General features: G+C 61.3%; 13 protein-coding genes. 1 reads left to right on the forward strand and 12 read right to left on the reverse strand.

All coding sequences use genetic code 11. The features are described 5' to 3' along the window. The first annotated feature begins 13 nt into the window (after positions 1-13). On the forward strand, positions 14-1,159 hold the full coding sequence (gene mnmA, locus AC2FNZ_RS08065; RefSeq protein WP_093962017.1) for a tRNA 2-thiouridine(34) synthase MnmA: 1,146 nt from the start codon (positions 14-16) through the stop codon (positions 1,157-1,159). On the opposite strand, the gene AC2FNZ_RS08070 is transcribed toward mnmA, so the two are convergent. The 12 genes from AC2FNZ_RS08070 to uppS form a co-directional block, all read right to left on the reverse strand. Then, a complete protein-coding gene (locus AC2FNZ_RS08070; protein ID WP_254920124.1) occupies positions 1,153-1,737 on the reverse strand; it encodes a hypothetical protein in 585 nt (194 codons plus the stop codon). The two genes, mnmA and AC2FNZ_RS08070, sit on opposite strands and share 7 nt — an antisense overlap. Continuing rightward, positions 1,737-2,894 carry a lipid-A-disaccharide synthase gene (gene lpxB, locus AC2FNZ_RS08075; protein ID WP_496840147.1) on the reverse strand — a complete coding sequence of 386 codons (1,158 nt, stop codon included), beginning with the start codon at positions 2,892-2,894 and terminating at the stop codon, positions 1,737-1,739. The genes AC2FNZ_RS08070 and lpxB overlap by 1 nt, the downstream gene beginning before the upstream one ends. Further along, positions 2,894-3,688 (reverse strand): LpxI family protein, encoded by a 795-nt coding sequence (locus AC2FNZ_RS08080; protein ID WP_496840148.1) that lies wholly within the window; start codon positions 3,686-3,688, stop codon positions 2,894-2,896. Before AC2FNZ_RS08080 ends, lpxB begins: the two co-directional genes overlap by 1 nt. Positions 3,689-3,692: 4 nt before the next feature. Further along, positions 3,693-4,478: an acyl-ACP--UDP-N-acetylglucosamine O-acyltransferase gene (gene lpxA, locus AC2FNZ_RS08085; RefSeq protein WP_170363500.1), complete on the reverse strand. Its 786-nt coding sequence runs from the start codon at positions 4,476-4,478 to the stop codon at positions 3,693-3,695. Continuing rightward, on the reverse strand, positions 4,475-4,948 hold the full coding sequence (gene fabZ, locus AC2FNZ_RS08090; RefSeq protein ID WP_170339263.1) for a 3-hydroxyacyl-ACP dehydratase FabZ: 474 nt from the start codon (positions 4,946-4,948) through the stop codon (positions 4,475-4,477). The genes lpxA and fabZ overlap by 4 nt, the downstream gene beginning before the upstream one ends. 72 nt (positions 4,949-5,020) lie before the next feature. Beyond that, positions 5,021-5,524, reverse strand: a complete 504-nt coding sequence (locus AC2FNZ_RS08095) for an OmpH/Skp family outer membrane protein (RefSeq protein WP_496840150.1) — start codon at positions 5,522-5,524, stop codon at positions 5,021-5,023. A gap of 86 nt (positions 5,525-5,610) precedes the next feature. Beyond that, on the reverse strand, positions 5,611-7,971 hold the full coding sequence (gene bamA / locus AC2FNZ_RS08100; RefSeq protein ID WP_496840152.1) for an outer membrane protein assembly factor BamA: 2,361 nt from the start codon (positions 7,969-7,971) through the stop codon (positions 5,611-5,613). A gap of 127 nt (positions 7,972-8,098) precedes the next feature. Beyond that, positions 8,099-8,227 (reverse strand): hypothetical protein, encoded by a 129-nt coding sequence (locus AC2FNZ_RS08105; protein WP_254920122.1) that lies wholly within the window; start codon positions 8,225-8,227, stop codon positions 8,099-8,101. Positions 8,228-8,353: 126 nt separating this feature from the next. Then, a complete protein-coding gene (gene rseP, locus AC2FNZ_RS08110) occupies positions 8,354-9,706 on the reverse strand; it encodes an RIP metalloprotease RseP (RefSeq protein WP_496840153.1) in 1,353 nt (450 codons plus the stop codon). Positions 9,707-9,710: 4 nt separating this feature from the next. Beyond that, positions 9,711-10,883, reverse strand: a complete 1,173-nt coding sequence (dxr, locus tag AC2FNZ_RS08115) for a 1-deoxy-D-xylulose-5-phosphate reductoisomerase (protein WP_496840154.1) — start codon at positions 10,881-10,883, stop codon at positions 9,711-9,713. Further along, the gene (locus tag AC2FNZ_RS08120) at positions 10,883-11,665 is read right to left on the reverse strand and encodes a phosphatidate cytidylyltransferase (protein WP_496840155.1); all 783 of its coding nucleotides are present in this window, start codon (positions 11,663-11,665) and stop codon (positions 10,883-10,885) included. The genes dxr and AC2FNZ_RS08120 overlap by 1 nt, the downstream gene beginning before the upstream one ends. Then, positions 11,662-12,393 (reverse strand): polyprenyl diphosphate synthase, encoded by a 732-nt coding sequence (gene uppS / locus AC2FNZ_RS08125; RefSeq protein WP_170450047.1) that lies wholly within the window; start codon positions 12,391-12,393, stop codon positions 11,662-11,664. The genes AC2FNZ_RS08120 and uppS overlap by 4 nt, the downstream gene beginning before the upstream one ends. Positions 12,394-12,402 lie beyond the last annotated feature (9 nt).

The raw sequence follows: 12,402 nt of genomic DNA on the forward strand, positions 1-12,402 counted from the left end.
ACTGGAACAGCCCATGGCCCTCGACACCGAGACCCCTCTGAACTCGCTTGGCTTTGCCAAACCCCCGTCGGAAACGCGGGTGGTCGTCGCCATGTCGGGTGGTGTCGACAGCTCGGTCGTGGCGGCGTATCTGGCGGATCAGGGTTATGACGTGGTGGGTGTGACGCTGCAGCTCTACGACCACGGAGCGGCGCTGGCCAAGAAGGGCGCGTGCTGTGCCGGGATCGACATCCACGACGCCCGCCGCGTGGCCGAGGAACGCGGCTTTCCGCACTACGTTCTGGATTATGAAAACATATTCAAGGACGCCGTTATCGACGAGTTCGCCGACAGCTATCTGGCCGGCGCGACCCCGGTGCCCTGCATCCGCTGCAACGAGCGGGTCAAGTTCAAGGACCTGCTGGAAACCGCCAAGGATCTGGAAGCCGACTGCATGGCGACCGGCCACTACATCCAGCGCAAGATGGGTCCCAATGGCCCTGAACTGCACTGCGCCGAGGATGCCAATCGCGACCAGTCATATTTCCTGTTCTCGACCACGCCTGAGCAGCTGGAGTTCCTTCGATTCCCGCTGGGGCACCTGCCGTCCAAGGACGCGACCCGCGAGATGGCCGCGCAATACGGGCTGAGCGTGGCCGACAAGCCCGACAGTCAGGACATTTGCTTCGTGCCCAACGGCAACTATGCCAGTGTGATCGAGAAACTGCGCCCCGGTGCGGCCGAGCCCGGCGAGATCGTTCACGCCGACGGCCGTGTTCTAGGCCAGCACGACGGCGTGATCCACTACACGATCGGCCAGCGGCGTGGCCTTGGCATCGGCGGGCTCAGTGAGCCGCTCTATGTCGTCAAGCTGGACGTTGATCGCAAGCAGGTTGTCGTCGGCCCCAAGGAACTGTTGGCCACCCGCACCATCCCCGTACGCGAGATCAACTGGCTGGGCGACGAACCCTTCACCTCGCAAAACGAATGGCATGTTTCGGTCAAGGTCCGCTCGACCCGCCCCCCGCGCGAGGCGATCATCCGTCCGCTGACCGACACCACCGCCGAGGTCGAATTGCTGACCCCCGAGGAAGGTGTCTCGCCCGGGCAGGCCTGCGTGTTCTATGAAACCGGGGGCAGCCGCATCTTTGGCGGTGGCTGGATCTGGCGCGGTTACTGAACCGCGTCGGTCCACGAATTGCTGAGGATATAAAGCCCGGCGCAGATCATGACGTAAGGCACGAGGTACTCCAACCGTTGCGCCAGGCGCCCCGTCATGATCTGGGCGCGCCCACCGATCAGCCCCACACCCGCAAGAGAGAGCGCGGCGAGACCAGCCCCTAGCACACCTGCCAGCCGGAAATCGGGGGTCGAGTCGGCCAGCAAGGGGGCGAGGACCGCAAACGTGTCCATCGAAAGACTTGTGAACAACAGCATTGTCACCAGAGCCGAGGCGCTGCCGGGTACAGCGGGTGCGTCCTGGGCATTTACTCCGCGAAGCTGTCGAACGGCCCCGAAAAGCCCCAAGCCCAGAGGGATGCCACCGAGGTAGCCAGCCCAGTGCGGCACCACATCCTCGACCCCCAGCGCCAGCAGGAAAGCCGCGCCGATCACCAGCCCTTGTGCCAGCAGAAACCCGAGAACGGCGCGTTGCGGACCAGTGACGATCATCAGGGCGACCAGCGCCATGAGGTTGTCGAGATTGGTCAGCACCTGCGCCATGAAGGCCGAGGCCGCAAAGACCGCATAGTCCAGCATCACGGCGTCATCCGCTCCAACACCGCACGCGCGGCGCGTAGACCGGGCGCTTCGCCACCCCGGCCGAGACGTTCCATCGTGACGGCCATGGCCTGCTCCTGCGCGCCCGGCGCGGCAGACACCGCGCCAAGCGCGGCGGCGATGGCTTCAGGCGTGCAGTCATCCAGCAGGCATTCCGGCACCGTTCGGGTCTCGGACACAAGGTTGACCAGCGTGACCGTATCCAGCTTGACCATGCGCTCGGCGATCTTCTGGGTCAGCCAGGTCAGCTTGTATGCAATCACCATCGGCGTGGACTGGGCCGCCAGTTCCAGCGAGACCGTGCCGGACGCGGCGAGGGCGATCTCGGCGGCCGCAAAGGCCGCACGCTTGGTGGCCACCGCCTGATCCGTGTCGATGTTGCGCGGGTCCACCACGACCGGCTGGCCCGGCCAGGACCGGACATGGGCAGCCACGGTATCGGCCACATGCGCGACCGCCGGAACTACCACCCGAATGTCGGGGCGGTCCTTCAGGTACAAGGCAAGCGCCGCGCCGAATACGGGCGCCAGCCGATCGACTTCGCCCCGGCGCGAGCCGGGCAAGGCCAGCAGGATCGGCGCGTCGCCAAGACCGTGATCGGCGCGGAACTGCTCGATCTGCGCTTCGGTTGCAACCGGCTCGCTGGCCACCGGGTGGCCGACGAAATCGCATTCCATTCCGGCGTTTTCCATATAGGGTGGCTCGAACGGCAGCAGGGCCAGAACATGGTCGATGACCTTGGCCATCTTGTCCGCCCTCTTGGGGCGCCAGGCCCAGACGCTGGGCGCGACATAATGCACGGTTCGTATACTGCTGCGCGCCTTGACCTGCTTGGCCACGCGCAGCGAAAAGTCGGGGCTGTCGATGGTGATCAGAACGTCCGGCTGGGTGTCCAGAACGGCCTGCGCTGTTTCGGCGATGCGGCGCTTGAGGTGAAAGAACTTCGGCAGAACCTCCACCAGGCCCATCACGCTGAGCTCGGACATCGGAAAGCGGCTGACCAGTCCCTGAGCCTGCATCAGCGGCCCGCCGACCCCGTCGAATTCGATATCCGGAACAAGGGTCTTCAACCCCTCCATCAGCGCACCGCCCAGACGGTCGCCCGACGGTTCACCGGCGACCAGAAAAACGCGCATCAGACGGCCCGCTCATGTACGTGCAGGAACAAGCCCAGGCGGTCGCATTCCGCGATCACTTGGGGCCGGTCCAACACGATCACCCCACCCTTTTCGATAACGATGCCGGACAAACCGGCCGCAACGGCGCTGGATACTGTGTCGGGGCCGATGGCAGGCAGATCGGCACGTCTGTCCTGGCCCGGCTTGGGGCCTTTGAACAGAATACCACCGCCCGCATCCGGGCGCGCGGCCAGCGATTGCAGCATCCAGGCCGTGCCGAAGGCCCCTTCGACAACCAGAACCTGGCCTTTGTGAACAACGCAAGCCTGTCCGATATCCGCTGCCCCCATGGCCCGCAGGACACCCACGGCCCGGTTTGCATCGCCCAGCTCCGCCTCGGTCGGCTGTGCCTGGGTCAGACACCCGAGAGGAGGCAACAGGTCCGGAGCGATCTCGTGTGCGGCCCGCACGCGCAGTCCGGCGTCCTCCAAAATGCCGATCACCGCCCGCAAGGCTCCGTCGTCGCCCGACACCAGCGCCTGCTGTATGATCGGAACCAAGGGCATGGTCTGCGCATCAATTCGGGCGGGGTTTATGTCTGGCCTGCGGACGGCACCTGCGAGGCATACATCTGTGACGCCGCGCGCTTTGAGCTCGGCAACAAAACTGCCCAACTGCTCCAGCGGGAAGGTCACGTCTGGCGTCAAAGTGTCGGGCTGAAAGCCCTCCATCGCGCAAACCAAGGGGCGTTCCGGCAGGTGCGCAACCAGTTCGTCCGGCAAAACCCCTGTTCCCGCGATCAGCGCCAGCATGATCCTATTTCCTTGGTGTCAGGAACGAACGATCGCTTTCGCCCGTCACGAATTCCACGATCTGACGCACATAGTCGCTGTCTGTGCTGTCGCCCAGACGCTTGGCGCGGTCCATGAAGGTACCCTCGCCTTCGGACAGTTCGCGAAAGGCCGCACGCAGGGCCGAAATGTCCGCACGGGAAACGCCACGGCGTTTCAGGCCGACAAGGTTCAACCCCTCCAATTCGCCACGCGAGGCCTGAACCAGGCCGTAAGGGATGACATCGTTGGGCACCATGGTCAGCGCACCGATGATAGCGCCGCGGCCCACGCGCACCCATTGATGCAAACCGGAAATGCCGCCGATGATCACGTCATCCTCAATGATGCAGTGGCCGGCGGCGCCGGAATGGTTCACCATGATCACCCGGTTGCCGATCTGTACGTCATGGGCCACATGGACCCCGGCCATCAGCAGGCAGTCATCGCCGATGCGAGTGACGCCGCCGCCACCCTCGGTGCCGGTATTGACCGTAACGTGTTCCCGGATGCGGTTTCGCTTGCCAATTTCCAGCCGCGTGTTTTCGCCCCCGAACTTGAGGTCCTGCGGGATTTCGCCAATCACTGAAAAGTTGAAGATGACGCAGTCGTCACCGATCGAGGTATCGCCGGTGACAACCACATGCGACTTCAGCTCGACGCGGTCGCCCAAACGCACCTGTGGCCCCACATGGCAGAACGGGCCGATTACGCAGTCCTGGCCGATCTGAGCGCCGTCTTCGATGATCGCGCTGGGATGGATTCGGCTCATGCTGTTTTTTCCATATCCCAATCGACATAGGCCGAGAACTCGGCTTCGGCCGCCACTTCGCCGTCAACGGTCGCGCGGCCGCTGAACTTGAAGATCTTGCCGCCCTTCTTGCCGCGCACGGTTTCGACATGCATTTTCAGCACGTCACCCGGCACCACTTTGCGTCGGAATTTGCACTTGTCGATATTCATGAAATAGATCAGCAGCTCGCTGTCGATGACATCCATGCCGACGCCCAGCATAACACCTGCGGTTTGCGCCATCGCTTCGACGATGGTCACGCCGGGCATGATCGGCGTTCCGGGGAAATGGCCCTGAAAATGTGGCTCGTTCATGGTGACGTTCTTGATACCAACCGCCGACTGATAGCCGTCAATCTCTTCCACCTTGTCAACCAGCAGGAACGGATAGCGATGCGGCAGGATCCGCTGGATCAGCTGAATGTCGGCGCTCTTGGTTTCCGTGGTCATTTTCAGGATGTCCTGTTCTCGAGGTCTCGTTCACGCGTGGTTAGCAATACCCGTACCCAAGGGCAAGCCACGCTATGGCTTGTCGCCCTCTTCCAGCTGCGATCCGTCGCCGATGGCCGCGTCGATCCTGCGGATGGCGATGGCCGTAACATCCGAGGCGTCAGAGCTGAGAAACACGTTGGATCGTTCGATGATCAGCGATGCGCCAGTTTCACGAAGCAGGTCGATGAGCACGGGCTGCGCCAACTCAAAGAACTGATTGCGCGCCTCGTCACTGCGGCGGGCCAGAGCATCCAGTTTCGCGCGTTGCCCCTCGCGGTGAGACTGGACCTTTCGGTCGAATGCTTCTGCAAGCGGGCGGAACTCCTCAGGGCTCAGAACTTCACGCTTTTCCGTCAGCTCTTTTTCCTCGCGGCTCAGCTCGGCAACGATGCGTTCATTTTCAGCGGCCAGCGCAGCACTTTCTGCTTCGATCTCTTCAAAAACCCGTCGCCCGAATGCTGACTCGGTGAAGATCCGGTCGCTTGAGATGGTCAGCACGCCGGATTGCGGAACCCCCAACTGCTGGGCTGCCACTGGGAGCGACACCACCAGGAAGATCAAAACACACAGGGCCCGTAACGGGCCCTGTACAAACTTCGATATCGTCTTGATCATGGACGTCAGAACCGTGCCTGAATAGTAAAGTCGAAGTTCTGCTCTTTGTCGAAGTCTTCCTTCTTCACGGCCTGCGAGAAGTTGAACCGCAGCGGACCGAACGGCGTATCCCAAAGCAGCGAGACGCCGATGACCTGACGGATTGAGCCGTCTGCGCCGACGATATTGGCACCTGTCGTATCAACATTGTTGATGTTGTACAGGTTGCCGATGTCATAGAACACACCGCCGCGCAGCCCCAGTTCCTCGGGCAGCCCCAAGGGGAAGTCCGACTCGAACCGGGCGACCCAGTAGTAGTTGCCGCCGATCGCATCATCCTGCCCGTTCGACAGGTCACGAGGGCCGATACCGGCCGGCTCGAAGCCACGGAACGTTGACGGCCCCAGAACATAACGGTCAATTGCCCGGCTGAAGTCGTCACCTTGCCAATGGAGCGCGCCGGCCTCAAATGACGCCCGCAGCGTCATCTCCTCGTTCAGAACCTTTGTCTGGGCAATCGCCCGGGTCGAGGTCTTGAAGTACTTGTTGTCTCCACCAAGGCCAGCCGCGTCCACACCGACCTCGAACAGAACACCTGCATTCGGGTTCAGGCCGCCCAGTCGGCTGTCATAGACATAGGCCAACCCCAGCGAGCTTGTCGAACGCTTGCCTTGCGCGATTTCCGACGCGATGACTGCCCCGTTGACCTCGTCGTCCTGTTGCGACATTTCGGACTTGTTCCAGTTGTACCGCAGCCGCAACGAGGACAGTTCGCCAATTGCGTAACTGATCTGCGGATTGAAGAACACACTCTTGGTGTCATAGCTGGCAAAGCTGGAATTGGTTCTCGAAAGACCAAAGCCCAGATCGAAACGCAGTTTACGGCCCAACAGATACGGTTCGGCAAAGTTGATGACGTACTGCTCAGAATCCTGCGCTGTCGACAGCGTCAGGCCAAATTCTTGACCGCGCCCGAGGAAGTTTCGCTCCTCAAGCCGGATGGCGATCCCGAAACCGTCGGAAACCGAGTAGCTGCCGCCCAACGCCAGTGAACCGGTCGGTTGCTCCTGCACATCCACGTCCACGATCACCTGGCTGGGGCTGGACCCTTCGCGGGTTTCCACATCCGCGACCGAGAAGAAACCCAAGGCCCGGATACGTTCGGCGCTCTGCCGGATTTCGCGCGGGTTGAAGGGGTCACCCTCGACCGTGTCGAACTGGCGCCGAATGACCCGGTCCAGAGTTGTCGTGTTGCCCTCGATGTCGATCCGTTCGACAAAGATGCGCGGGCCTCTGGTCAGCACGAACTGAACATCCAGCGTCAGGTCACGGTCGTTGCGGGTCACACGCGGCTCAACGCGCAGGAAGTCGACGCCCTGCTTTAGGCCAAGACGCTCCTGCCGAGCGATCGAATTCTCAATCAGCGTCGGCGAATACGTGACACCAGGTTTGATCTTGAGGGCCTTCTGATACTCGGCCGCATCAACGCCCGGGATTTCGCTGACCGTCGAGATGTTGCCGAACGAGAATTTCTGACCTTCGGTGATGTTCATCACCAGATAGAAGGCGTCACGCTCTCGCGTGAACTCGACATTGGCGCTGTTGATCCGAAAATCGACATAGCCGCGCGACAGGTAGAAATCACGCAGAACTTGTTTGTCGAATTCGATGCGGTCGGCAATGAATGTGTCACCGCGCAGGAAGGTGCGCAGGATGTTGGCCTGCTTGGATTCAAGGACACGGCGCAGACGACGGTCAGAATAGGCGCGGTTTCCTACAAAGCTGACGCGCTCGATCTCAATCGTGGTGCCTTCGGCGATTTCAAAAACCAGATCCACCCGGTTGTCGCTGCGGCGGATGATCCGCGGAATGACTGTGGCCGACACACGACCTTGCGCCGAGTAGATCTCGGCGATCTTGTCGGCATCGGATTCCGCGACCTGCGGCGTGAACACCCGGCGCGGCTGCGACGAGATTGCCTGAATCAACACGTCGTCCTTGACGCGGCGATTGCCCTCAATGCTGATCTTGTTGATCGTCGGATACTCGGCGACCTCGATCACCAGAGTATTCCCGCGCGGGGTCAATTCGACTGTCTCAAAAACACCACTGTCAAGCAAACGCTGGTAGGCGTCATTCAACTGGCCCGCAGTGACTGACTGGCCGGGTGTGATTCCAGTCCGGGCGATGATGGTGGACGTCTCAATGCGACGGTTGCCCTGAACATCGAACGACGAAATCGTGTAGGTCTGGGCCTGGGCGACTTGCGGTACCGCCGTAAAACTCATTGCCGCAAAGAGGAAAAAAATCGTTAGTGCTCGCCACAAAATGTTGCCGTGCGGTTGCGCAGTACCGCAGGATGTGCCCGCGCCTCTCCTGTAAGCCATTTTTGTCTCTACCTAGAATTTCGGACTTTAGAAGTTGAGTAGCCGCTCTGGTGGGCCTTGTCAAAAGCACAAACGAAAAACGCGACCGGATCGGTCGCGCTCGGCTCGTTCAGCTGGGTATGGGGAATCACATGCCGGCCAGATATGCGGCACCGGCCAATGCCAGAGCGGTCAGCCCAAAGCTGAGCAACGCGTCCCAGTTCAACACGAACAGGAAACTGAAGCCTCGGTAGGAATTCCGCAATGCCTTGGTCATTGGTCACAGCCCGCCTTGGTCATTGGTCACAGCCCGCTTAATTGCATGTCTCGGCAAAATTACCCCAAACAAAATAGGTTTGAATTGAGGCAATTTTGCGACCGCAACGCGTCAATGCCGCCACAATCAGCAGAACAAGTCGTTGCTTACCGAGAAGATCATGAGGCTGAGAATCAGCGAGATGCCCACCGCCATCAACAGCTGCAAAGCCCGGTCGCTGGGCGGTTTCCCTGCGACGGCTTCATAGGCGTAAAAAACGAGGTGTCCCCCGTCCAATGCGGGGATTGGGAACAAGTTCAGCAAGCCTACAGCAGTGGACAGAACCGCGATGAAGAAGATGAAGCTTTGTGCCCCTTGGCTCGCCATCGCGCCTGAGGTTTCCGCGATACCAATGGGTCCGGACATGTTGCAGGTGCTGATCGCACCGGTGACCATGTGCCATATGCCGGACAGCGACCCCTCGATGATGCGGCCGGTCTGGATAACTCCGCCATGCAGGGAGTCAACGAGACCTGCGGGTTCGGTCGCCGGCACCAGCATCATGCCGCCGACGATTCCAATCCGCCATTCGGTTTTGAAGCCGCCGTCCGCCTGCGGTTCATCCGTGCGACGCGGCGCCAGTGCAAATTCCAACTCGGCGCCGTCGCGCCAGACATCCAGCAAAAGTACCTTTCCGTCCGAGCTTTCGACCTTTTCCTTGAGCTGTTCGAAGGCAAAAATCGGGTCGCCATCAACCGAGGTGATGACGTCGCCCGCCTGCAACTGGATATCCATGGCAGCGCTGCGCGGGGCGACCTGCTGGATCAAGGGCGGGAATAGCCACGGGGCCGACACGTCGAGGGTCTGGCCGTCGCGGATGACAGTGTATTCGAGAACCGGCTGCACCGGCAGAGCCTCGGTAAACTCGGTCCAGGCCCCCTCCTGATCGAAATCAGGCGTGGGAATGCCGGCGATCGCAACGATTTCGTCCCCCTCCTGAAGCTCCTGCACAGTGCCTGGCAGAGGTTTCAGAGATCCGACCGTCAGTGGCTCGCGGGTCACGCCCTGCGACCAGAAGATCAAGCCGAAAACAAGGATAGACAGAACGAAATTGAAGACCGGACCGGCCGCAACCGTGGCAGTCCGCGCCCAAAGCGGTGCGCCATGCATCGTCCGACGCAATTCTTCGGGGCTTTGCGTGGTGATTTCGGCCATCGTCTCGGTGTCCTTGCCCGAGGCCGCATTGGCATCGCCCAGGAATTTCACATAACCGCCAAAAGGCAACAGAGCGATCTGCCATTTGGTGCCGCGTTTGTCCATTCGGCTCCAAAGCACCGGACCAAACCCCAACGAGAACACCTCGGCGTGGATCCCCGACCAGCGACCAACGATGTAATGCCCGTATTCATGCACCGCCACGATGACGGACAGCGCCACGACGAATGCGGCAATCGTATAGACCAGCCCACCAAATTGCGGGATCAGCGAGAGTATGTCCAAAATTCTATCCTGCTCTTCGTAGTACGGCGTCATCCACCCATTGACGTGCGAGATGGTCCGTTTTCAGGACGTTATCAAGGGTCAAAGGGGCATCAATAAGGCCGCCTGCATCGTCGAAGCGGTCCAGAACGGCGGCCACGGCGTCGGTCATGTCCAGAAAGCCGATGCGTTGACCGATGAAATGATCCAACGCACGCTCCTTGGCGGCGTTGAAGATCGCGCCTGACAGGCCACCGCGTTGCATGACCTCGCGGGCCAGCCCCAGGGCCGGGTAACGCGCCGGGTCCGGATCACGAAAACGCAGCTGACCCAGCTTGGCCAGGTCCAGGCGCGGCACCGGCAGGTTTCGCCTTTCTGGCCAATGCAGTGCATAGCCGATCGCGTGGCGCATATCAGGCGCGCCCAGATGCGCCATCACTGCGCCATCGCGAAAACCGACCAGAGCATGCACGATGGACTCCGGGTGAACCACAACCTCGATACGGTCAGGGTTTATCCCGAAAAACTCTTTGGTCTCGATCACTTCCAGCGCCTTGTTGAACATCGAGGCGCTGTCGATCGTTATCCGCTGGCCCATGTCCCAATTTGGGTGGCTCGAAGCTTGCTCGACCGTAGCGCCGGCCAGCTTCTCGACCGGCCAGTCGCGAAAGGCACCGCCGCTGGCAGTGATGATGATGCGTTCGACCGCATCCATGTCTTCACCCACAAGCGCCTGAAAGACCGCCGAATGCTCGCTGTCGACAGGCAGCAGACGCGCGCCATGGCGTTCCGCGGTTTCCAGAACAAGCGGGCCGGCACACACAAGCGTTTCCTTGTTCGCCAAGGCCAGGGTCGCGCCCTGCTTCAAAGCCTCAAGCCCCGGCGCCAAACCGGCCGAGCCAACAATGGCGGACATGACCCAGTCCGCCGGGCGAGCAGCCGCTTCGATCAGCGCGGTTGAGCCGGCGGCGGCTTCGATCCCGGTGCCGGACAAAGCATCGCGCAGATCGTCCAGATTCTGGTCAAAGGCGGTTACCGCCACTTCAGCGCCCAGCCGGCGGGCGTCCTGCGCCAGTTGCCGGACATTCGCCCCGCCGGTGACGGCGACAACCTTGTAATCCTCCGGGGCCCGCGCAATCAGATCGATCGTATTCTGGCCGATCGATCCGGTCGCGCCGAATATCGAAACCTTTCGCATCAGATTTCCCCGGGCGAATAGACCAGTGACGCGATCAGAACCATCAGCGATGCACCCATCATGCCGTCAAATCGATCCAGAAAACCGCCGTGCCCCGGCACCAGGTTCGAGCTGTCCTTGACCCCAAACCGCCGCTTGACAGCGCTTTCCACGATATCACCGGCTTGGCTGGCCATCGAGGCCAGGACCGAAACCAAAACAAACCGGTAGCCAAACCCGGCATACGCGGCAACGGCTGCGCCCACCAGCGCGGCCGCCACCCAGCCGCCCGCCGTGCCCGACCAGGTTTTCTTGGGGCTGACGCGCGGCCAGAACTTCGGGCCTCCGAACGTCTTTCCCACGAAGTAACCAGCTACGTCCGTGGCAACGACGACCAGGATCAGCCAGACCATCCAGCCAAACCCCATCGTCTCGCGGATCTGGATGAACCCGTAACCCGCACAGGCAATCCACATGGCAAACAGCACGTAGATCCCGCGCGAGTGCGAGACCTGCCCTGCCCCGACCAGTGCGGGTGCGATCAGAAAGGGCAGTTTGTAGAGCGGTGGCACATGATAGCTAAGCATGACGGCAACGCCGGTCAGGATTCCCAACTGAACCGCGACGCCCACCCGATCGGAATCGATCATGCGAACCAGTTCCCAGGTCATCAGACCACACGCGGCAGCAACAAATGCCTCGAACCATAGTCCGCCCAGCCAAACCTCGACCGCTCCAATAGCGACCAGTACCAGGGCAGACAACACCCGGGTGGTCAGGTCGGACCATCGGCCGTCCGTCATGCCGGAACTGCTCCGAACCGGCGTTCGCGCGACCCGAAGCTCTTGCACAGCCGTTCCAGCTCGGCCGCGGTGAAGTCGGGCCAGAGCGTGTCGATGAATTCGTATTCCGAGTAAGCGGATTGCCAGAGAAGGAAATTCGATATCCGCGCCTCGCCACTGGTGCGAATGACCAGATCGGGGTCAGGTAGGACGCGCGTGTCCAGATATCTGGGCAGCGTTTCCTCGTCGACATCTTCGGGTCGCAGGTTGCCTGCGGCAACGTCCCGCGCCAGCCGCTTGGTTGCCCGCGCCACTTCGTCCCGGCCACCATAGTTGAGAGCGACGGTCAGGTGGACAAGGTCATTTTCGGCCGTCTCGCGCTCCAGCGTGTCCATCAACTCGATCAGTTTGGCATCCAGCCGCACCCTGTCGCCAATGAATCGAACGCGGATACCGTTTTGGGCCAAGGTACGGGTTTCCTTAATGATGTAGCGCTTGAACAGGCTCATCAGACCGGCAACCTCGACCTGGGTCCGTTTCCAGTTTTCCGTCGAAAAGGCAAAAATCGTCAGGTACTTGATCCCCAGCCCCGGACAGGCTTCGACCACTTCGCGCACCCGACGGGCACCGGCGTGATGTCCGTACAGGCGTGGCCGGCCGCGCGCCTGGGCCCACCTACCGTTGCCATCCATGATGATGGCCACGTGACGCGGACCACAGGGGGGCTCGTTTTGGGGATCAGCGGGCATGGCTTGCGC

The organism is Ruegeria sp. SAZA006 (genome assembly GCF_059613465.1).

Bases quoted from the DNA above. Each gene is read 5' to 3' on its own strand.
- mnmA (WP_093962017.1), top strand. From the start codon at position 14: ATGGCCCTCGACACCGAGACCCCTCTGAACTCGCTTGGCTTTGCCAAA.
- AC2FNZ_RS08070 (WP_254920124.1), bottom strand. From the start codon at position 1,737: ATGCTGGACTATGCGGTCTTTGCGGCCTCGGCCTTCATGGCGCAGGTG.
- lpxB (WP_496840147.1), bottom strand. From the start codon at position 2,894: ATGCGCGTTTTTCTGGTCGCCGGTGAACCGTCGGGCGACCGTCTGGGC.
- AC2FNZ_RS08080 (WP_496840148.1), bottom strand. From the start codon at position 3,688: ATGCTGGCGCTGATCGCGGGAACAGGGGTTTTGCCGGACGAACTGGTT.
- lpxA (WP_170363500.1), bottom strand. From the start codon at position 4,478: ATGAGCCGAATCCATCCCAGCGCGATCATCGAAGACGGCGCTCAGATC.
- fabZ (WP_170339263.1), bottom strand. From the start codon at position 4,948: ATGACCACGGAAACCAAGAGCGCCGACATTCAGCTGATCCAGCGGATC.
- bamA (WP_496840152.1), bottom strand. From the start codon at position 7,971: ATGGCTTACAGGAGAGGCGCGGGCACATCCTGCGGTACTGCGCAACCG.
- AC2FNZ_RS08105 (WP_254920122.1), bottom strand. From the start codon at position 8,227: ATGACCAAGGCATTGCGGAATTCCTACCGAGGCTTCAGTTTCCTGTTC.
- dxr (WP_496840154.1), bottom strand. From the start codon at position 10,883: ATGCGAAAGGTTTCGATATTCGGCGCGACCGGATCGATCGGCCAGAAT.
- AC2FNZ_RS08120 (WP_496840155.1), bottom strand. From the start codon at position 11,665: ATGACGGACGGCCGATGGTCCGACCTGACCACCCGGGTGTTGTCTGCC.
- uppS (WP_170450047.1), bottom strand. From the start codon at position 12,393: ATGCCCGCTGATCCCCAAAACGAGCCCCCCTGTGGTCCGCGTCACGTG.